This is a genomic window from Chitinophaga sp. YR627, from assembly GCF_900114995.1.
Taxonomy (GTDB): Bacteria; Bacteroidota; Bacteroidia; order Chitinophagales; family Chitinophagaceae; genus Chitinophaga.
In genome coordinates this window covers 781,953-802,122 of record NZ_FOUX01000001.1, presented here as the reverse complement: position 1 = coordinate 802,122, position 20,170 = coordinate 781,953, and the positions used below count along the sequence as shown (strand labels likewise).

Sequence of the window (20,170 nt, the reverse complement as noted above, 5' to 3'; positions counted from 1 at the left end):
TTTGCCACCAGCGGAACTGTTTTCTGCGGATGAACGAGAGTTTATCGGGTTGACCGTGGGCTGTTTCTGAGGATGTTCCATCTGTACGGGCGTTCAAATCGGATTAAAGAGGCATAAAATATAGCCCCATCTATTAAATATATAAATATTGCCCGAATCCATATAATTTTCCTCTCCCGCCGCGCCCCACCTTTGTACCATCAAATCATTCAAACAATGAAAACAATATTCATAACAGGCGCCTCCTCCGGCATAGGTAAAGCAACAGCTAAATTTTTTCATAGTAAAGGATGGCAGGTGATCGCTACCATGCGCACTCCCGAAAATGAACAGGAACTCTCCCAACTGGACAATATGACCCTCCTGCCACTGGATGTAACCGATCTCACGCAGATTGAGACATGCGTCAGCGAAGCCACCAGACTTGCCAAAATTGACGTCGTTTTTAATAACGCAGGACACGGTCTGTATGGTCCGCTGGAAACCTACAGCGACGAACAGATCACCGGTCTTATTAATACCAACCTGATCGCTGTCATCAGGATCACACAGGCATTCATTCCTTATTTCAGACAACAGGGCAGCGGCCTTTTCATCGCTACTTCCTCCATGGGTGGTATGACCGCCTTCCCTTTCAGTGCAATGTACCATGCCGCCAAATGGGGACTGGAAGGCTTCAGCGAAAGCATGTACTTCGAACTCTCCAAATTCAATATCGGTATCAAAACCATCCTGCCGGGCGGCGTCAGAACAGATTATGTTGGCCGCTCTATGGCCTATGGTGCGAAGAAAATAGACGCTTATCAGCCGATCCTGGATAAAGTAGAGAAAGTAATGGGGAATCTCATGCTCCCTGAAAACCTCACCCCTCCGGAGATCATTGCGGAAACCGTTTTTGAAGCCGCCACCGACGGGAAAGACCAGATCAGATACGTAGCCGGTGAAGACGGCAAACAACTCTATGCCGCAAGGCTCAGCATGGGCGCAGAAGCATTCAGACAACACTTTAACGACGTTTTCTTTGGTCATAACCTGTAAGCATTCACCTGCTTTGTAAAAATTGTAACTTCACACGATGGCAGACAACATTATCCAGATAAACAGTATAAGCAAACTGCACGAAATCTACGATTGCGGCAAACCGCAGCATCCGCTTATCTCGATCATCGACTTGTCTGCCATCAATCATCGCCTCTTCCATGAAGACACCGCCTTCCGGATGTCCTTTTACACCATCTCCTGTAAACAGTTCAAAGGCTGGTTTAACTACGGACGGCAGACATACGATTTCAGCGAAGGCTCGCTCATGTTCACTTCTCCCGACCAGGTACTGCGTTCCGGTCCGGATGTACCGATCGAAGAAGGCTGGGCATTGTTCTTTCACCCGGATCTGATCCATGGTACAGAATTAGGACGTACCATACAGCAATACACCTTTTTCCTGTACGATCTGAATGAGGCTTTGCATATCTCCGATGAAGAAAAAAATATCCTCCAGGACTGTATCGGCAAAATAAAACGTGAATACGGCCAGCATATCGATAAACATACCGAAGGACTGATCATAAAAAATATCGAACTCCTGCTAAGCTATTGCGAGCGCTTTTATGACAGACAGTTTTACACCCGCCGAAAAGCAAACAACGATATCGTACAACGCTTCGAACGCCTGTTGCGGGACTATTTTTCGCAGGATGACCTGGCGGAACGCGGTCTGCCGGATGTAAAATACCTCGCCGGACAACTCAATATCTCCGCCAGCTACCTGTCAGACCTTCTGAATAAATACACGGGTAAAACCACACAGGAACACATTCACCTGCAGCTGGTTGACAAGGCAAAATCCCTATTATTGGGAACGGAAAAACAGGTCAGCGAAATTGCCTACGAACTCGGCTTTCTTTACCCCTCTCACTTTACCAAACTTTTCAAAACAAGTACCGGCCTTTCTCCCAGAGAATACCGGACAGGCAATTAATACCTCTTTAATATTGAACGTTGATCCTTCGTTGCACAACGAAGGATCAACGTTCAATATTAAAACAATATACCTGCTGATACTACTTCTTCCTCCCCTTGCAATCAACCTTTTTGAAAAAAATACGAAACAAACAGTACATTAGCTGGTACAGACGAATGCAATGACCAAATCTGAATGAAATATGAAAAAACTACTCTCTCCGGATCCAGCGAAGATTGAACCATTACCACATGAGCCAACGCATGACAGAGCGCCCGATTCCATCGCTGAAGGAACGCCGCAATGGCTCAAAAAAGACCTGATCGGTTTACTGGGAGAAGAGCAGGTTCTTTATAAAGCACTCGACCTCATACGTTATGCAACTGACGCAAGTCCGTACCGGATGATCCCGAAAGTGGTAGTCACACCTGCCACGGAGGAACAGGTGCTGGCAATATTCAACTATTCACGGGAAAAACAGATCCCGGTTACAATAAGAGCTTCCGGCTCCAGCTTAAGTGGTCAGGCACAGGGAGATGGTATTCTGCTGGATGCCCGTAAACACTGGGCCGGTGCAACTGTAGAAGCAGCGGGAAAACAGTTGCGGGTAAGACCCGGCACCATTATGTTCCGCGCTAACCTGGCGCTGCGGCCATATGGCTATCGCCTCGGACCAGACCCTGCCAGCGGCAGTGTAGCCTCTATCGGTGGTGTTGTTGCGAATAACTCCAGTGGGATGTGTTGCGGCACCGCCCAGAACTCCTACAAAACCATTTCTTCCCTCTCTTTCATGCTGCCTTCCGGTACCCGCATCAATACCGCAGACCCCGATGCAGAAGCACAGTTCCTGCGTGCAGAACCGGCATTGTGCGAAGGACTGAGAGAGATCAAAGCGGAAATCGAAGCCGATACAGCACTCAGCGCCCGCATTGTCAAAAAATTCAGCATCAAGAATACGACCGGTTATCACATGGGGGCCTTCCTGGATGGGAAAACACCCCTGGAAATTTTCCGCCGTCTTATGGTAGGCTCAGAAGGTACTTTAGGGTTCATCTCTGAAGTAGTATTTGATACCGTACCGGATGATCCGCATCGCTTAACCGCCTTCCTTATTTTCCCGGATATGTACTCCGCCTGTGCAGCAGTAGCGCCTTTTATAAAGGCAGGTGCTATGGCAGTCGAACTGTCCGACAGGGCATCATTACACGCCGTAGAAGGCAAACCTGGTGTGCCAGACCGCTGGAAAGCATTCGACAGTAATGCCACCGGCTTACTGGTGGAATTCCGGGTAGCCACCCCGGAACTATTACTGATAGCCGAAAAAGCAGCGAACGATATCTTACTGACCTTACCACTCCTCGAAACCGGCTCTTTCACAAAAGACCCGAAACTGGCCGCCCAGTTCTGGACCGTCCGTAATGGCCTCTTGCCTTCCGTAGGTGGTACGCGTCCGAGCGGTACCTCACTGATACTGGAAGACGTCTGTTTCCCTCCCGAAAGACTCGCAGAAGGAGCTGTCGATCTGCAACAGCTGATCGCAAGACATGGTTATAAAGGATATGTCTTCGGACACGCATCCGCTGGTAATCTCCACTTCCTGGTTACCCCCTCATTTAACTCTGCTGAAGAACTGCAGCGTTTTGATACCTTCCTCAGAGATGTTATCGAACTCGTAGTCGGAAAATACGATGGTTCCCTGAAAGCAGAACATGGCACCGGCCGGAACATCGCACCTTTTGTAGAACACGAATGGGGACCAAAACTGACTGGGCTGATGTGGAAACTGAAGCGACTGGCTGATCCTGATGGTATTCTCGGTCCGGGTGTGCTGCTGTCCAATGATCCGGAGTCACACCTGCAACACCTGCATACTATTCCTACCGTAGAAAATGAGGTAGACCGCTGTATTGAATGTGGTTACTGCGAGCCGGTATGCCCAAGCCGTAATCTCAGTACAACTCCCAGACAACGCATCGCGTTGCGCAGGGAAATGCTGCGTCAGCCAAAGGGATCACCGGTAACAGCCGCCCTGCTGCAGGAATATGAATACAGTGCGATTGAAACCTGTGCCGGCGATGGCAGCTGCGAAATTGCCTGTCCGCTGGATATCAATACCGGCATCCTCATGAAAGAGTTCCGCTCGATGGAACACACACGTAAAGCCGAACAGATTGCCCTGAAACTGGCAAAGAACTGGGGAACGGTGGAAAAAGTAATGCGTGGCGCATTGTCGCTGAATGCTGCTACACAGACGATCCTCTCCGGATTGCCGGCAAAAGGACTGACCGCTCTTGCCAGAACGGTTGTCAGCGAAGACCTGATGCCAGCCTGGATACCTAATATCCCGCACCCGGCAAAGACAAAACTACCTGCTACCGGCAAAGCGGGAGCAGCAGCCGTTTACTTTACCGCCTGTGTGAACCGTATCTTCGGCGCATCCAGAGGCGAAAAACAGGAAATGACACTGGCAGAAGCAATGGTGACACTCTCTGATCGTGCCGGACTACCCGTTTGGATACCGGAAGACCTGAGCGGCAACTGCTGCGCCACCGTATGGCATTCCAAAGGGTATGTAGAGGGTAACACCTACATGGCCAATCAGGTAGTGGAAAGCATGTGGCGCTGGAGCGATGAAGGACGCCTCCCTGTAGTCTGCGATGCCAGCTCCTGTACCTTCGGTATTACCAGCGAGATCTTACATTATCTGACACCGGAGAACCTGGAGAAACATAAAAAGATGACCCTCCTGGATTCTATCGCCTGGGCGCATGACCACCTGCTGCCACGATTGCAAATAAAGAAGAAAACAGGCGCTACAGTGATACATGCTGTCTGTTCGACCCAACACCTCAACCTGGCGGGGAAACTGCTGACAATCGCCCAGAAAGTATCAGAAACGGCCTATAATCCGATCCATTCCACCTGCTGTGCTTTTGCCGGAGACCGGGGCTTCCTCCATCCCGAATTAACGCACGACGCTACACAGGAAGTAGTAGCAGAAATAAAAGATAAACACTTCGATCAGTATATCTCCAGTAACCGGACCTGCGAGATCGGTATGAACCTCGCGACAGGTCAGGACTACAAGTCGGTGATCTTCCTGCTGGAAGAAGCGACCAGGTAACGATGAAGATCTGTCAGGAAAATAAATAACGCCAAAAGGCAGCTGCGAAAAAAGTATCATTTCCAGCTGCCTTTTACGTTATAGATCAGGCATAGATGCGTCGTATATACGTCGTGTATGAAGCATGTATACGTCGGGTATGGCGTAAATTCTGACCCACGCTTTAGCACAAATAAATCTCAACAATATGATAATCAATGTCATATTTCACAAACGACCGAACACCTCCAAATCAAAACTGATACTATTTTATCTCCACAGTAGGATAACAACCGTCTTCCCTCCTTCGCTTTTATTATAATATGTAATTTACAGCCCGGTCATCCCGGTTTAATATCATTCATAATGAAAGAGGACACTTTAGTTCAGATCAGCAACAGGATAAAAGAAAAACGACGCGAAAAGAACATTACCGTGCAGGACCTGGCCGACCGCGCCAAGGTCAGTAAAGGCCTGATCTCACAGATTGAGAACAGCCGTACCATTCCTTCCCTGATCGTCCTCATAGACATTATCAGAGCCCTGGAAATTGATCTCAATGTGTTTTTTAAAGATATCAGTACCACCAGCGAACAACCGCTTGTACTGGTCAAAAAACCGGCTGATTATGATCCGTTTGAAAAGGAAGACGCCATCGGCTTCTTCTACAAACGCATCTTTACCCAGTCCGTTAATAAAGGAACTGTAGACATTGTCCTGCTGGAACTCGAACCCGGTGCCAATCGACCCATGGTCCAGACCGAAGCCTTTGAATACAAATACATGATCAGCGGCGATGTGGAATACAATATCGGTGGTGACGCCTACCTCCTGTCCAAAGGAGATTCCCTCCTTTTTGACGGCCGCATCTCCCATACACCAAAGAATACCGGCACTGCCAACGCCATTATGCTCGTCATTTACTTCTTTGAAAATAAGGAGGCTTAATAAAAAATTAATACCGCTCGTGTAAACTGATGATAAACAAAGTTTAGTTTAGCTAAACTTTGTTTATCTTTTTTTATAGTTATGACACAGCAACAGAAAGCCATCGTTATCGGCGCAGGCATCGTAGGTATGGCAACTGCCAGAGCACTTGCGCTAAAAGGTTTTGAAGTCGAAGTATTTGAAAGGGACGAACGTGCCGTAGGCGCGTCCATCAGGAACTTCGGGATGATATGGCCGATCGGTCAGCCATCAGGAAAACTGTATAAAAGAGCCAGACGTTCCCGGGAAATATGGCAATCCATCTGCGAAGAGGCCGGCATCTGGCACGACCCGGTGGGCTCCCTGCACCTGGCCTATCATGACGACGAACTACAGGCGATCCGCGAGTATGTTAGCGCCAACGCCGCTGAACGTAACTGTGCACTCCTGACGCCGGCGGAAGCACTGGAGAAATCTCCATCCATCAACCGGGAAGGATTACTCGGTGCACTCTGGAGTCCGGACGAAATGATCGTGGAAGCACGGGAAGCGATCGGACAGGTAGCCGCTTTCCTGGAAAAGAAATACAACATCCGCTTTCACTGGCATACCGCCATTCATAAGATCAGCTATCCGGCCGTCTTTTCGGGCAACCAGCAATGGGAAGCCGACCAGATCTACGTATGCAGCGGCGTAGACTTTGAAACACTTTATCCGGATACTTTCCGTCAACTGAGTCTGACCAAATGTAAATTACAGATGATGCGTGCTGCTGCCCTCGCGGAAGGACAACGTATCGGCCCGTCCCTCTGTGGCGGACTCTCCATGGTACATTATCCCGGCTTTCAGTCGGCCGCCTCACTGCCAGCCCTGAAAAAACGTTACGAGGAACAGTACGCAGAAGAGTTAAAATGGGGCATTCATGTGATGGTATCGCAGAACCAATATGGCGAACTCACCATCGGTGACTCACATGAATACGGTCTGACACACGATCCCTTCAGCCGTGGTTTCATCGACCAGATGATTATTAATTATCTCGGCACATTCACACAGTTGCAATCATCTCAGATCATCCAGCACTGGGTAGGCTTTTATCCCAAAATGACGAACGACAGCACCGAACTGGTATTAAGTCCGGAAGCAGGCGTTACCATCATCAACGGTGTCGGCGGTAACGGTATGACGCTTTCCTTCGGACTTGCAGAAGAAGTCATCAACGGAGAGATCCCTGTAAACACGCTTTAAACCAGGCTGACAGCGATCCATCTTTCACACCATCAATTACTCTCAGCAATGCAAAAAATAAAAATGGTTGTCTTTGACATGGCCGGTACGACCATCAATGAAGATAATCTGGTATACAAAACTTTAAGGAATGCTATCAACGAAGCAGGATTTAGTTTCACACTTGCACAGGTGCTGGCCGAAGGCGCAGGTAAGGAAAAGAAACAGGCCATCCGCTCCGTGCTTTCTGCATATGCAGGCGTGGCAGATGAACAGTTAACAGCTACCATCTATGAACACTTCATCATACAACTAACCGCAGCTTACGCACAGGAGCAGATCCTTGCGCAGTCCAATGCTGTCGAACTGCTGGCCGCATTAAAAGAGAAGAATATCCGGACGATCTTAAATACCGGTTACGACAGAAAAACAGCAAGTGCTATTTTGCATAAAATAGGTTGGCAGGAAGGCGTTGAATATGACGCATTGGTGACCGCCAGTGATGTACCTCATAACAGACCAGAACCGGATATGATCCTGCATGCCATGCAGCTGTTTCATATCACCGATGGTAGTGAAGTTGTAAAAGTGGGAGATTCTGCAATTGATATTGAAGAAGGGAAAAATGCAGGCTGCGGACTGAGCATCGGTATCACCACCGGTGCACATACGCAGGCACAGCTGGAAACCGCCCATCCGGACTATATTATCAACAACCTGATGGAACTGTTGCCGCTGTTGCGCTAAAATACATGTTCATGCATCTGTTATAGGCAGTGCCGGAACGGTGGTCTCACTCATGTCCGGCATTTATTTTTGACATCCCGTTAGCTCAGATGGCAAATAATTATGTTTCTCTGTTACCTCCTGACTCTTCTGAATGATCTTCCGGATAATATCATCCAGCTCCGTTGCAGAGACCTGCAGATAAGACAACAACGTCTCTTTCGTCGCCACATCTACCCCGGCATCTCCCAGTAACTGTGTAATTCCCATGATACGTGCAAGCGGCGCTCTTACAAGATGTGCCTGCGTCCAGGTGATTTCCTCCAGCCGGGCGTTTTGTTCTTCTATCGCACTGATATACTTCCGCTTCTCTGTGATATCAAATGCGACCACAACCCGCGCCTCCTTATCACAATATGCAATGGAATTGCCACTCACATTGACCACAACCTCCTCCCCTGATTTCTTCACATGCTGCACAATAGCTGAATGGTACTCCCTTGGCTTGATCCGCTCTCTGACAATTTCATCCACTTCATGCCTGTTTTCAGGCTTCCTGACATCCCGGAGCGTCATAGATAGGAATTCCTCCCGGCTATACCCATAAAACGTTACAGCAGCCTTATTTACGTCGAGGAACTGATAGGTCTGCATATCATACACCCACATCGGTAATGGGCTTAGATGGAAAAGATCACTATAGCGTTTCTCAGAGGCCTCCAATGCTGCCGAAGTTTCCCGCTGAGTAGTAATATCCCGGAGCGTACCAATCATTCTGACAGCCCTTCCCTCTTTGTTTCTGATGATATAACCGGTTTCCTCGACGAACAGATAGGTACTCATGGAATGCCGGAAACGGTACTGCGAATGCCAGTAGATCGTATGCATATCCTGCAGGGCGCAACGCAGGCTTTCCCGGGTCTTCAGCAGATCGTCCGGATGCACCATCCTGGACCAGCTTTTAAGGGGATAAGGCTTACGGTCCAGCGGATACCCGAATACGCGGCAGAAACCATCCGCCCAGTAAATATTGTCAGCCGTCAGGTCCCAGTCGTAAATCGCCTCGTTACTGGCCCTGCTGACATAATTGAAGCGCTCGTTACTCAGTCTCAGTTGCCGCTCCGTTTCCTTGGCCCGCTCGCGTTCGGTCACATTGATCGCCGATACAATACGCGCATCTTCATGCCACGCCGTCATAGGTGTTGCCTGGAGATCTACAATCAGCATATCGCCCTTACGGGTGATGAATTTCACGGTCCCCATATAAGGCAATCTTTGCCTGGCCGCAGTATTGATGAGGTCCATCATGGCACTGGAGTAAAGCGCATGCCATAACACATCCACTTTCAGAGAAAGGAATTTCTCACGGGAATAGCCATATTCTCTACAGGCGGCATCATTGACAGCCAGTATTTGCAAACTGTTGATATCATACAGCCACATAGGAACAGGACTGTAGTTATAGAGATCGAATGACGACCTCATTTCTTCCGAACTCATCATAACAAGGTAACAGTATAGGACAACGCTACGAAAATGCGATTGTAAATGTAGTCAATCGCCTGAATTATGCAACTTTTGCAGCACCTTTTATATTCTTATCATGATAAATATCTGGTCCCAACTACAGCCTTCCATATTTCTTTAGAATCCGACTGCATTCCCGCCATCCACCGGCAATACGACACCGGTAATATATTGCGCTGCATCGGAGGCCAGAAATAAAGCCGCTGCACCAATATCTGCCGGCTGTCCCAGATACCCCAGCGGGGTTCGTCCCAATGCCTTCGCTTTTCTTTCAGGATCAGCATCCAGGGCCTTCGCACTCATATCTGTCGCAATAAACCCCGGCGCGATACAGTTGATCCGGATGCCATAAGGCGATAATTCTGTTGCCATCGCTTTTGTCATACCCTCTATCGCCGATTTTGAAGCCGTGTAGGCAATCACCTTTGGAATGCCATACTGCGAAGCCATAGAGCTGATATTAATGATACAACCGCCTACCTTTTTATCCAGCTGATGTTTGACCACCTCGCGGGATAAAGCAAAAACCGCGGTCACATTTATCTGCATAATAGCCTGAAATTCATCGTCTGTCACGTCCGTAAACGATTTCTTCATATTGATGCCGGCATTGTTAACTAATATATCTATATGACCGTAGCGGGCGATGATCCTGTCAACCATAACAGGAATAGCATGCAGATCACTCAGATCGCAGGAATAACATTCACTGTTGGGACCCAGCTCTTCACAGGCACGCCGCAATTTCTGCTCGTCCCGGCCTACGAGAACCGTATAAATATCATGCTGAACAAACTGTGTTGCGATGGCGAATCCGATGCCGGAACCACCGCCGGTAACGATTGCCAGTTTCTTTGTCGTATTCATCTTTTCGTGGAATGATCAATGTATATAGAAGAGACCTGTTTATTTATAACGATATAACTTTATCCGCTGAATTCCCCATTCTCCCAAAGGAATACGGATATGGCGCCCCTGGTGTGTCTGATCACCATTCAATCTTCTGCCAGGCATCCATTTCCCATCTGCATAAACACCTTCGCAGGCTTCCAGTATCCCCACCAGCGGAGCTGTTTTGTCACTCGTACCAAACGTCATGACAATACCGGTACCCGTTACAATGAATTCATCTTCTCCGGTATGGATAATGATCCCACCGCCCTCCGGCCATTTTTCCTTCGGAATACCCGTCCAGCCCAGGGTTCCATCATGTGCAACAGAAAGGATATATTGACCGGAAACGATCTCCTGGCGCAGGTCCGTTGTATCCAGCAAAACACCTTCCATCTTACCCAAACCCTGATACGTCGCAATTACCGGCCACAATTGTTGCAACAGCTCATAGCTTTTTGCGATCGTTTCAGCTTTTGGTTGAGCCGTAGATTCTATTGAAAACGGAGAAAAACCCATTGCCTGATAATGTCCTACCGCATACAATGCCTTAGCACCGTCTGACGCCTCAAAACGTATCTCCGGAATGAACAGGGGATTATTCCTCCTTACATAAAGATCGTTGTAATACTTAAATCGGGGATTATAAAAATCAGGAGATAAGATATCTATTGCGGGTGCTCCCGCATGCCATATATCTATCAGATGTGGCAGCGGCCCACCACTGGGATACTGACCGGGCGCCACATTCCGGTGATTCAGCGCAGCATTGACAAACATCGGCAACGCGTACGCTGCTTTACCCGCACTGGCCACCGTATTGGTATATTGCGCATAATGCCATGCCTGAAAAAGCTCCTCAGTAGCAATACTCTTACCAAATACCTGTTCCCAGGTACCCTTTGTCAGATAACTACTTTGCGACCAATGTGCTTTCAGTTCCGGCACCAACTCATTTTTATGCTTTTGCAGATACGCCATCAGTGCAGCTGGCACCAGCCCTCTATAAGCCGCATCTGCAGCGGGTGTATGTTCTCTCGCCTCCGGCAGAAATCCGATCTCATTCTCTACCTGAATCATAACGACGGTACTATAACCGGCATCCGTCTCGTGGATGTGCTGCATCAGGGCACGGAATGCCTTTACATCTGCGGCAAGGTTCTGCGGACTAAAAGCCGATAAGATCTCCTGTCCGGTTCCATCGCTTTTTAGGGCCCTGGGAAATCGCTGCGGATCTTTCTTCACCCAGTGCGGGACGTAACAACTCATACTATTCTTCCAGGAACCAAACCACAACAGGATCAGGTGCATGTCATGACGACGCGCCTGATAGATAATGCTGTCAATCACAGTGAAATCAAACCGACCTTCCACAGGCTCTGTCAGTTCCCAGTAAACAGGCGTCAGCACGGTATTCAGATGCATTTGTTCGAGCGTATTCCAGAGATCCTGCATATAGCCAATGCTGGAAGCGCTTGAATTACCCAGCTCTCCTCCCCTTACCAGAAAAGGAGCGCCTTTCACCATCAATTGTACCGTGCTGCCCTGTTGCTTTAGTGCTGGATGACCGGCGTTCTGTTGTGCGGGGACTGGCATAGAAAAAGCCGTCAGTAATAGAACCAATAACGTGAACAGATGCCTTAATACGCCGGTCTCCAGACCTCTCAGTTCAGCAAGCCCTTTTAGTCTGCCAATAGCGCTATATCCCGGATAAGTAGTTTTGTCAAGATCATCCAGCATCTGATGCCCATGGTCAGGACGCATAGGAATCGATGCATTTCGCTTTTGCATCAGCAGGGCAATTTCACTCACAATCACATACATATCGGCATCTCCTGCAAGATGAGCCGCTTCATAAAAATTGCCTTCCGCATCTCTCTTAGTATTCCGCAGATGCAGAAATACAATACGATCACCCAGTCGCTGTATCATGCCCGGCAGATCATTATCTGCTCTCGCTCCAAATGAACCGGTGCAAAAACACAAACCATTGGCAACGGATGGTACGGCATCAAACAGATACTGTACATCCGCTTCTGTACTGACAACGCGGGGCAATCCCAGTACCGGATAAGGCGGGTCATCCGGATGAATGGCCAGCTGTAAACCCAGGGACTCAGCAACAGGCGTAACAGCGCACAAAAACGCACAAAGATGCCTCCGCAATTTATCTGCATCTATGTTTTTATAAGTAGCCAATGCATGTAAGACCTCTTCCACCGTGAACTGTCCATCTGTTCCCGGTAATCCCAGCAAAGCATTCCTGTAAAGCCTTTCCCGTTCTCCTGCCGGCATCTTCTCATACCGGAGACGGGCCTTTTTGATCGTCGCGGCATCATAGTCATCCGCTGCATCCGGCCTTTGTAACTGAAACAGATCAAATGCAATAAATGCGGCGCGTTCAAAATATAAGGCCCGACTGCCATCTTCCATTGGATAATCAGTATGTGTACGTACCCAATCCAGTACAGGCATAAAGTTGTAGGTGATCACCCTGATACCACAGGCAACCAGATTCCGCAGACTTTCCTTATAATTCTCTATATGCCGGAGATAATCGCCCGATTGACGTTTAATATCTTCGCTCACCGGCAAACTTTCCACTACCGTCCAGGTCATACCCGCTGCTTCAATCAGCTGACGCCGTTCCATAATGGCCGTCACCGGCCATACCTCACCCGGCGCAATATCGTGTAATGCTGTTACGACACCGGTACAACCAGCCTGTCTGATATATCGCAGGGGCACAGTATCCCCGGGACCAAACCAACGCATCGTTTGTTCCATCTGCATAATGTCTATGTAATTTTATCAGGGATGAATCATGAACCACAGCACATTAAAAAGGGATGGTTATATATGTATCAGTAAAACACCAATGCCCATGTAATGCGCATACTAATCAATAACGCAATGCGCAATTGCACTTCACTACATTCCGGTTCTTAAAGTCTGTTTGTTAATGCTTAATTTTTCTTTTCCGGGAATATGTCTTCAAAACGGGAACTCACTTCATTCTACACTTCTAAAATAAAGACAATTTCTAAAATTGCAACCGATTGTGTAATTTATTTTCTAAAAAAGTTTACTTTAGCTGTACATTTAAACCACACAAGCGATTGTGCTGATAAATGTGTCCACGATATGAGTGCCGGTGAGCAGCTCTCCCAATTCAATTACCTTATACAGATATCCGACATTTATGGCAAACGAAAGAGAGGTGACCATATATGACATCGCCCGGGAACTGAATATTTCCGCTACCACGGTCAGCCGTGGCTTGCAGGACCATCCTACCATCAGCAAGAAAACCAAAAAGAAGATCCTTGATCTTGCTGAACAAATGGGCTATCGTAGTAACCACTTTGCACGTAGTCTGCGGAACCAGAAGACCAATACCTTCGGCATCATTGTTCCCAGACTGAACAGCCACTTTATGTCTTCTGTCATCGCCGGTATTGAAACCGCTGCCAATGAACAGAATTTCTCCCTGCTCATTGCACAGTCCTCAGAGTCTTCTGTAAAAGAAGCCGCCAGCGCCCGGACAATGTTTGACAGCCGGGTAGACGGTCTGCTGGTTTCACTGGCCGTAGACACAACAGAACTAAGCCACTTTGATAATTTTTTCAGAAAGAATATACCGGTCATTTTCTTCGATCGTGTACAACAACATGAAAGCTCTGTCAATATTCTGATAGACAACCGCCAGGCGGCTTACAACGCCACCCGGCACCTGATAGATCAGGGCTGTCGCAGGATCCTGCATATCACAGCACCCACAGTACAGAACGTTTATAAAGACAGACTAAAAGGTTATAAAGAAGCGCTGGACGAACATAAAATAAAGTTCAGGGAAGATTATGTGCTCATTACAGACCTGAGCCAGGAAGCGGGCGCCCAGGCGGCCGGTAAGATACTGAAGATGAAGCCACTACCCGACGGCATCTTTGTGGCCAACGATAGTTGTGCGGTAGGTTGTATGCTGGCATTGAAAGAACAGGGCATCCGTATCCCGCAGGATATCGCTTTCGTCGGATTCAATAATGACCCGGTGACAAAAGTAATTGAACCCAATCTGACCACGATCAATTATTCAGGGTATGAAATGGGACAGGTAGCCGCCAGACATCTGATCAACCATGTCAGAGACGTTTCCTTTATCAGCAGCACCAATACCATCATACTAAGATCAGAACTCATTGTAAGAGCGTCGTCCCTGAAGAAAGGCAGTAAGTAGCAGACAAGGACCCGTTATAGAATAATTCCCATTATGAAAAAACTGAGCAACATTCTCTTACTGTTGATCCTCGGTCAGTGCCTGTATGCACAGCAATTACTGACCACCCGAACGGATAAGAACAACTTCCCCCTGGTCGATACCAACCCGGCTGCCATTTATGTGGACAGTACGGACGACTGGCTGGTCAATAAAGTAACGACTCTGCTACAGACAGACATTGAGCGCATAACCGGTCAAAAGCCTGCTATCATACATAACATCGCAAACGCGCCTGAATACCTGGTCATCGTCGGTACCAGTCACAGTGCCGCGATAAAAACACTTGTACGCAATAAAAAAGCAGACTATAACACCCTGAAAGGCAAATGGGAAATCTATCGTATACACACCATCCAGTCACCCTTTCCGCACGTAAAAAAAGCATTGGTCATTACCGGCAGTGATAAACGGGGTACCGCCTACGGCGTATTAGAACTCTCCAGACAGGCTGGCGTTTCTCCCTGGTATTGGTGGGCAGACGTACCCGCTAAAAAACAAACAACGCTTTTTGTCAAAAACAGTTCCTGGCAATCCACGACACCTGCTGTAAAATACCGGGGCATCTTCATCAATGATGAAGCGCCCGCATTCGCCAACTGGACCAGAGAGAAATTCGGCGGCTTCAATCACAAGGTCTATGAACAGATGTTTGAACTGCTGCTACGCCTGAAAGCGAACTATCTCTGGCCCGCCATGTGGGGCAACGCATTCAATGACGATGATACCCTCAATCCCGTGATGGCGGATAAATGGGGCATCGTAATGGGCTCATCCCACCATGAACCGATGCTGCGCGCACATGATGAATGGCGGCGATACGGCAAAGGCCCATGGAATTACCTAAAAAATGACTCCACCCTGCGCGATTTCTGGCACAAAGGCATCACACGCATGCGCAATCACGAAAGTATTGTAACCATCGGTATGCGTGGCGACGGAGATGAACCCATGACAGAAGGCACCGCCACCGCACTGCTGGAACGCATCGTAAAAGACCAGCGGCAGATCATCAGCAACATTACCGGTAAACCGGCTGCCGCCACTCCCCAGTTATGGGCCCTGTACAAAGAAGTACAGGACTACTATGACAAAGGCATGCGCGTACCAGATGATGTTACCCTCCTGCTCTGTGATGACAACTGGGGTAATATCCGTAAACTGCCACATCCCGGAGAAGCACCCAGGGGTGGCGGTTATGGCATCTATTACCATTTCGATTACGTCGGCGATCCACGCAACTACAAATGGATCAATACCAACAATATCGCCCGCGTATGGGAACAGATGCACCTCGCCAAAGCCTATGGCGCTGACAAAATATGGATCGTCAATGTCGGTGATCTCAAACCGATGGAATTCCCCATCTCTTTTTTTCTGGACTATGCCTGGGATACAAACCGCTGGCATGAGGACAACCTGAGAGACTATTACACGCAATGGGCCGCGGAACAATTCGGGGCCGCTTATGCAAAACAGATCGGAGATATACTGCGTCTCTACGGACAATACGCTGCCAGACGAAAACCAGAACTGCTGAACGCTGATACGTATAGTCTGACTGCCTATAATGAGGCGACCCGCGTATTACACGAATGGGAATCCCTCATGGCAACAACCGAAAAACTATACACAAGCATTCCCCCGGCATATAAAGACGCCTATTTCGAATTACTGCTACACCCCGTAAAAGCATTCACCATCGTACATCAGCTGTACTATGCAGTCGCCATGAACAGGAAACTTGCTGCGCAACAGGACTCCGGCGCCAACAGCTGGGCAGACAAAGCCAAACGGCTATATATCAGTGACTCTCTCCTATCCAGGGAGTACCACCAGCTGGCAGACGGCAAATGGAACCACATGATGGATCAGACACATATCGGTTACACCTACTGGCAACAACCGGACTATAACAGTATGCCTGCCGTCACTTATGTTACCACGCACCAGCCAGTACCAGCTACGCCGCAATCAGCAAAAGATACTTCCCGGTATTATTCCCTGCCCGCTGCCAGTTACGCTAAAGCCGTCAATAAAGCGGGCATCACCTGGAAACAAATTCCTGATATCGGCCGCACCGGGGATGGTATCACCACCTTTCCCGTGACAAAGACAATTCCGCTTAGCAAAAACAGTCCATACCTGGAATATGTGATTAACAGCCCCGATACGGGCCTGGTTACGATTACAGCACTCATAAGCCCTACGCTCGACTTTACGGGCGGTAAAGGGCTTAAATATGCCATTTCTGTGGATAATGAGGACCCAGTGGTCATGTCCCTGCACGAAAACGGGGACTGGAACAAATGGGTGGCCGAAAATATCCTTCGCCCTACGACCTCCCACAGATTAGGCGCAGCCGGCCGGCATACCATCCGTTACTGGATGATCTCCCCGGGCATAGTCCTGCAACAGCTGGTAGTAGACGCAGGCGGTTTACAGCACACATATCTGCCACCGCCTGCCACCGGCTCCCGTTAACAATTACCCTGACACTTCAATACTTTCAAATATGCGCGCTTTCAGATTTTCACCTGTTTTTATCCTCCCGGCGGCACTGGTTTTCGGCTGTTATAGTTGTCAGCCGGCCGGTTCGTCAAAGTCCGGCGATAGTACCCGGACCGCTATCTCTGCTGACAGTACCGGAAAGAAATATCTTTCCCAGCCCCTGGTCAGCCATATCTACACCGCTGACCCTTCCGCCCATGTCTTCAACGGCAGGATCTATATTTACCCTTCCCATGACACCGCCACCGGTATCCCGGAAGATGATCTCGGCAGCCATTTCGATATGAAGGACTTTCATGTCCTCTCGATGGATGCTGTCGGCGGTCACGTTACGGATCACGGCGTAGCGCTTGACATCAAAGACATTCCCTGGGCGGGCCGGCAACTATGGGCGCCGGATGCGGCGTACATCAACGGCACGTATTATCTCTATTTCCCGGTAAAAGATAAAAAGGATGTATTCCACATCGGTGTAGCCACCAGCCCCAAACCGGAAGGTCCCTTTACCGCGGAAAAAGAACCGATCCCACGTAGTTACAGCATCGATCCCTGTGTATTCAGAGATGATGACGGTAAATTCTACATGTACTTCGGCGGCATCTGGGGAGGGCAACTGCAACGCTGGAATAGGAACCAGTACGATTCAGCCAAAGGCAACCGTAAACCGGAGGAACTGGCCATCCTGCCCAGAATGGCGATGCTGGACAAAGACATGAAACATTTCGACGGTCCTGTCGACGAAGTAAAAATACTGGATGAGAAAGGACAGCCTTTCCACGAAAAAGACAACGACAAACGCTTCTTCGAAGCTTCCTGGATGCATAAGTACAAAGGAAAATATTACTTCTCCTACTCCACCGGCGACACCCACAACCTGTGTTACGCCATTGGTGACAGTCCCTGGGGACCATTCACCTACAAAGGCGTCATCCTGAAACCGGTGGAAGGATGGACCAGTCACCATTCCATCATCGAAAAAGATGGCAAATGGTACCTGTTCTATCATGACGTGCAGTTATCCGGCAAAACCTACCTCCGTAATGTCAAGGTCACCGAACTACATTACAATGAGGACGGCAGTATTCAAACCATTAATCCATCACTATGACGCGCCATCGCTACATCATCGCTGGCGCATTGCTCTTCTCCCTGCTGCATACCCGTTCAGTCGCACAGGTACGGCTCCCCCGGCTGGTAGGTGACAGTATGGTGCTGCAACGCGACACACCGGTGCAACTCTGGGGTTGGGCCTCACCGCATGAAAAGATCAGGATAACATTCCGGGGAAAACAGATCAGGTCCACGTCTGGTCCGGATGGAAAGTGGTCCGTCACCCTCCCTCCCATGAGCCAGGGAGGCCCTTTTACCATGGATATCAGGGCTAAGAACCATATCGTCCTCCGGGAGATCCTGGTAGGAGATGTATGGCTCTGCGCCGGACAATCCAACATGGAACACCAGCTGCGCCTGCACAGTGAACGCTATGCCTTTGACATAACCAATGCTAACTTCCCGGAGATCCGGCACTTTAAAGTCCCGCCGGCAGCTAACCTGAAAGCGCCTTCGGAAGACGTATCGGCTGCTTACTGGAAATCAGCCACGCCCACAAACGTGGCTGATTTTTCTGCGGTAGCCTACTTCTTTGCCCGCGATCTCTACCAGCGTTATCACGTCCCTGTCGGATTGATCAACGCTTCTGTCGGCGGTACGCCCATTGAAGCCTGGACCAGTAAGGAAGGACTCAAAGACTTCCCTGCTATACAGGCTACCATCCGCAGTAATGAAACCATCACACCGCCACCCGCGCCAGCGGTACCCGAACTGGCTGACGCAGGACTGGACAGTCATCCCACCTGGTACGACCCATCCTATACGCCCCAACACTGGCGCCCTTTCACCCTTCCCGGTTACTGGAACGACCAGGGCGTGCGGGAGCTGAACGGCATCGTATGGTTCCGGCGGGAAATTGAGATACCGGCAACAATGACGGACAAATCCGCCATGCTGCGCCTCGGCAGGATCGTTGACGCAGATGTGGTATACGTAAACGGACAAAAGGTCGGCAATACCACTTACCAATATCCCCAGCGACGATATACCCTACCGGCAGGCATACTGAAACCTGGGAAAAACCTGATCGTCGTACGGGTAACAAACAACGCGGGTAAAGGCGGATTTATACCTGATAAACCTTATTACATCGCCACTGTCAGTGATACAGTTGATATCAAAGGCGAATGGCAGTATAAGGTGGGTGCCGTCTACCAGACGCCTCCGCCACAAATAACATTCAGGGAGACTAACTGCCCAACCGCCCTGCACAATGGCATGCTCGCACCCGTCATTCCCTACACCATCAAAGGCGCTTTATGGTACCAGGGTGAAAGCAACATGGGCAATCCACAGGAATACAGCCAATTGCTACCTGCCCTGATCAATGACTGGCGGAATAAATGGCAGAACCCTGCACTCCCCGTACTCTTCGTACAACTCCCCGGCTTCCTGGAAGTACAATACCTCCCGTCCGAAAGCAACTGGGCTACCCTCAGAGAATCACAGCGTAAAAGCATAACGATGCCGCATACAGGTATGGCCATCGCAATAGACCTGGGAGAATGGAATGATGTACATCCTGACAGCAAGAAAGAAGTAGGTGACCGCCTGGCTTTACTCGCCAGAAAAATGGTCTATGGTGAAGGACAGCTGGTAGCCAGTGGTCCGCTAGTTGAAAAAGCAAGCCTCAAAGACAATAAAGTAGTGGTCAGTTTTACAAATACCGGCAGTGGCCTGATCACCAATGATGGCAATACACCCGGACAATTTGCGATTGCCGGAAAGGATGGAAAATTTGTATGGGCACAAACAAAACTGGAAGGAAATACAGTGATCGTATGGTCTCCGGCAATAACAGCGCCGGTACGCGTGCGGTATGCATGGGCCGACAACCCCGACAATCCTAACTTATATAACAGGGAAGGCCTCCCGGCCTCCCCTTTTGAATTGAATATAGATCTATGACACC

Annotated in this window: 13 protein-coding genes; 10 read left to right on the top strand and 3 right to left on the bottom strand. The window is 49.1% G+C overall.

Translation table 11 applies throughout. The annotated features are described in order from the left end of the window. The first annotated feature begins 216 nt into the window (after positions 1 to 216). From BMZ72_RS02830 to BMZ72_RS02805, 6 genes are all read left to right on the top strand, one after another. A complete protein-coding gene (locus BMZ72_RS02830; RefSeq protein WP_089805047.1) occupies positions 217 to 1,038 on the top strand; it encodes an SDR family oxidoreductase in 822 nt (273 codons plus the stop codon). 37 nt (positions 1,039 to 1,075) lie between these two features. Beyond that, the gene (locus BMZ72_RS02825; RefSeq protein ID WP_089805045.1) at positions 1,076 to 1,978 is read left to right on the top strand and encodes a helix-turn-helix domain-containing protein; all 903 of its coding nucleotides are present in this window, start codon (positions 1,076 to 1,078) and stop codon (positions 1,976 to 1,978) included. 184 nt (positions 1,979 to 2,162) lie between these two features. Further along, positions 2,163 to 5,084 (top strand): FAD-binding and (Fe-S)-binding domain-containing protein, encoded by a 2,922-nt coding sequence (locus tag BMZ72_RS02820; protein ID WP_089805042.1) that lies wholly within the window; start codon positions 2,163 to 2,165, stop codon positions 5,082 to 5,084. A 345-nt stretch (positions 5,085 to 5,429) separates the two neighbouring features. Then, entirely contained in the window at positions 5,430 to 6,011 is a 582-nt protein-coding gene (locus BMZ72_RS02815) for a helix-turn-helix domain-containing protein (RefSeq protein ID WP_089805040.1), read from the top strand. Positions 6,012 to 6,092: 81 nt separating this feature from the next. Further along, positions 6,093 to 7,238, top strand: coding sequence for a TIGR03364 family FAD-dependent oxidoreductase (locus BMZ72_RS02810; RefSeq protein WP_089805038.1), 1,146 nt, complete (start codon positions 6,093 to 6,095; stop codon positions 7,236 to 7,238). Positions 7,239 to 7,286: 48 nt separating this feature from the next. Continuing rightward, positions 7,287 to 7,964 carry a phosphonatase-like hydrolase gene (locus BMZ72_RS02805; protein WP_255373085.1) on the top strand — a complete coding sequence of 226 codons (678 nt, stop codon included), beginning with the start codon at positions 7,287 to 7,289 and terminating at the stop codon, positions 7,962 to 7,964. A 63-nt stretch (positions 7,965 to 8,027) separates the two neighbouring features. On the opposite strand, the gene BMZ72_RS02800 is transcribed toward BMZ72_RS02805, so the two are convergent. The 3 genes from BMZ72_RS02800 to uxuA all read right to left on the bottom strand — a co-directional run bounded on the left by BMZ72_RS02800 (position 8,028) and on the right by uxuA (position 13,154). Then, positions 8,028 to 9,446, bottom strand: a complete 1,419-nt coding sequence (locus BMZ72_RS02800; protein ID WP_089805034.1) for a PAS domain-containing protein — start codon at positions 9,444 to 9,446, stop codon at positions 8,028 to 8,030. A 141-nt stretch (positions 9,447 to 9,587) separates the two neighbouring features. Continuing rightward, positions 9,588 to 10,337 carry an SDR family NAD(P)-dependent oxidoreductase gene (locus BMZ72_RS02795; protein ID WP_089805032.1) on the bottom strand — a complete coding sequence of 250 codons (750 nt, stop codon included), beginning with the start codon at positions 10,335 to 10,337 and terminating at the stop codon, positions 9,588 to 9,590. A 39-nt stretch (positions 10,338 to 10,376) separates the two neighbouring features. After that, positions 10,377 to 13,154, bottom strand: a complete 2,778-nt coding sequence (gene uxuA, locus BMZ72_RS36775) for a mannonate dehydratase (RefSeq protein WP_218155194.1) — start codon at positions 13,152 to 13,154, stop codon at positions 10,377 to 10,379. A 409-nt stretch (positions 13,155 to 13,563) separates the two neighbouring features. Here uxuA and BMZ72_RS02780 point away from each other — a divergent pair, with 409 nt between their 5' ends. The 4 genes from BMZ72_RS02780 to BMZ72_RS02765 are packed head-to-tail and all read left to right on the top strand — an operon-like array spanning position 13,564 to position 20,166. After that, positions 13,564 to 14,598: a LacI family DNA-binding transcriptional regulator gene (locus BMZ72_RS02780; RefSeq protein WP_089805029.1), complete on the top strand. Its 1,035-nt coding sequence runs from the start codon at positions 13,564 to 13,566 to the stop codon at positions 14,596 to 14,598. Positions 14,599 to 14,631: 33 nt separating this feature from the next. Further along, positions 14,632 to 17,121, top strand: a complete 2,490-nt coding sequence (locus BMZ72_RS02775; RefSeq protein ID WP_089805028.1) for a glycosyl hydrolase 115 family protein — start codon at positions 14,632 to 14,634, stop codon at positions 17,119 to 17,121. Between the two features lie 31 nt (positions 17,122 to 17,152). Then, positions 17,153 to 18,256, top strand: a complete 1,104-nt coding sequence (locus BMZ72_RS02770) for a glycoside hydrolase family 43 protein (RefSeq protein WP_089805026.1) — start codon at positions 17,153 to 17,155, stop codon at positions 18,254 to 18,256. Beyond that, entirely contained in the window at positions 18,253 to 20,166 is a 1,914-nt protein-coding gene (locus BMZ72_RS02765; protein WP_089805024.1) for a sialate O-acetylesterase, read from the top strand. The genes BMZ72_RS02770 and BMZ72_RS02765 overlap by 4 nt, the downstream gene beginning before the upstream one ends. The last annotated feature ends 4 nt before the right edge of the window (positions 20,167 to 20,170 follow it).

Coding starts and splice junctions, on each gene's coding strand:
- BMZ72_RS02830 (WP_089805047.1), top strand. CDS start 217: ATGAAAACAATATTCATAACAGGCGCCTCCTCCGGCATAGGTAAAGCA.
- BMZ72_RS02825 (WP_089805045.1), top strand. CDS start 1,076: ATGGCAGACAACATTATCCAGATAAACAGTATAAGCAAACTGCACGAA.
- BMZ72_RS02820 (WP_089805042.1), top strand. CDS start 2,163: ATGAAAAAACTACTCTCTCCGGATCCAGCGAAGATTGAACCATTACCA.
- BMZ72_RS02815 (WP_089805040.1), top strand. CDS start 5,430: ATGAAAGAGGACACTTTAGTTCAGATCAGCAACAGGATAAAAGAAAAA.
- BMZ72_RS02810 (WP_089805038.1), top strand. CDS start 6,093: ATGACACAGCAACAGAAAGCCATCGTTATCGGCGCAGGCATCGTAGGT.
- BMZ72_RS02805 (WP_255373085.1), top strand. CDS start 7,287: ATGCAAAAAATAAAAATGGTTGTCTTTGACATGGCCGGTACGACCATC.
- BMZ72_RS02800 (WP_089805034.1), bottom strand. CDS start 9,446: ATGATGAGTTCGGAAGAAATGAGGTCGTCATTCGATCTCTATAACTAC.
- BMZ72_RS02795 (WP_089805032.1), bottom strand. CDS start 10,337: ATGAATACGACAAAGAAACTGGCAATCGTTACCGGCGGTGGTTCCGGC.
- uxuA (WP_218155194.1), bottom strand. CDS start 13,154: ATGCAGATGGAACAAACGATGCGTTGGTTTGGTCCCGGGGATACTGTG.
- BMZ72_RS02780 (WP_089805029.1), top strand. CDS start 13,564: ATGGCAAACGAAAGAGAGGTGACCATATATGACATCGCCCGGGAACTG.
- BMZ72_RS02775 (WP_089805028.1), top strand. CDS start 14,632: ATGAAAAAACTGAGCAACATTCTCTTACTGTTGATCCTCGGTCAGTGC.
- BMZ72_RS02770 (WP_089805026.1), top strand. CDS start 17,153: ATGCGCGCTTTCAGATTTTCACCTGTTTTTATCCTCCCGGCGGCACTG.
- BMZ72_RS02765 (WP_089805024.1), top strand. CDS start 18,253: ATGACGCGCCATCGCTACATCATCGCTGGCGCATTGCTCTTCTCCCTG.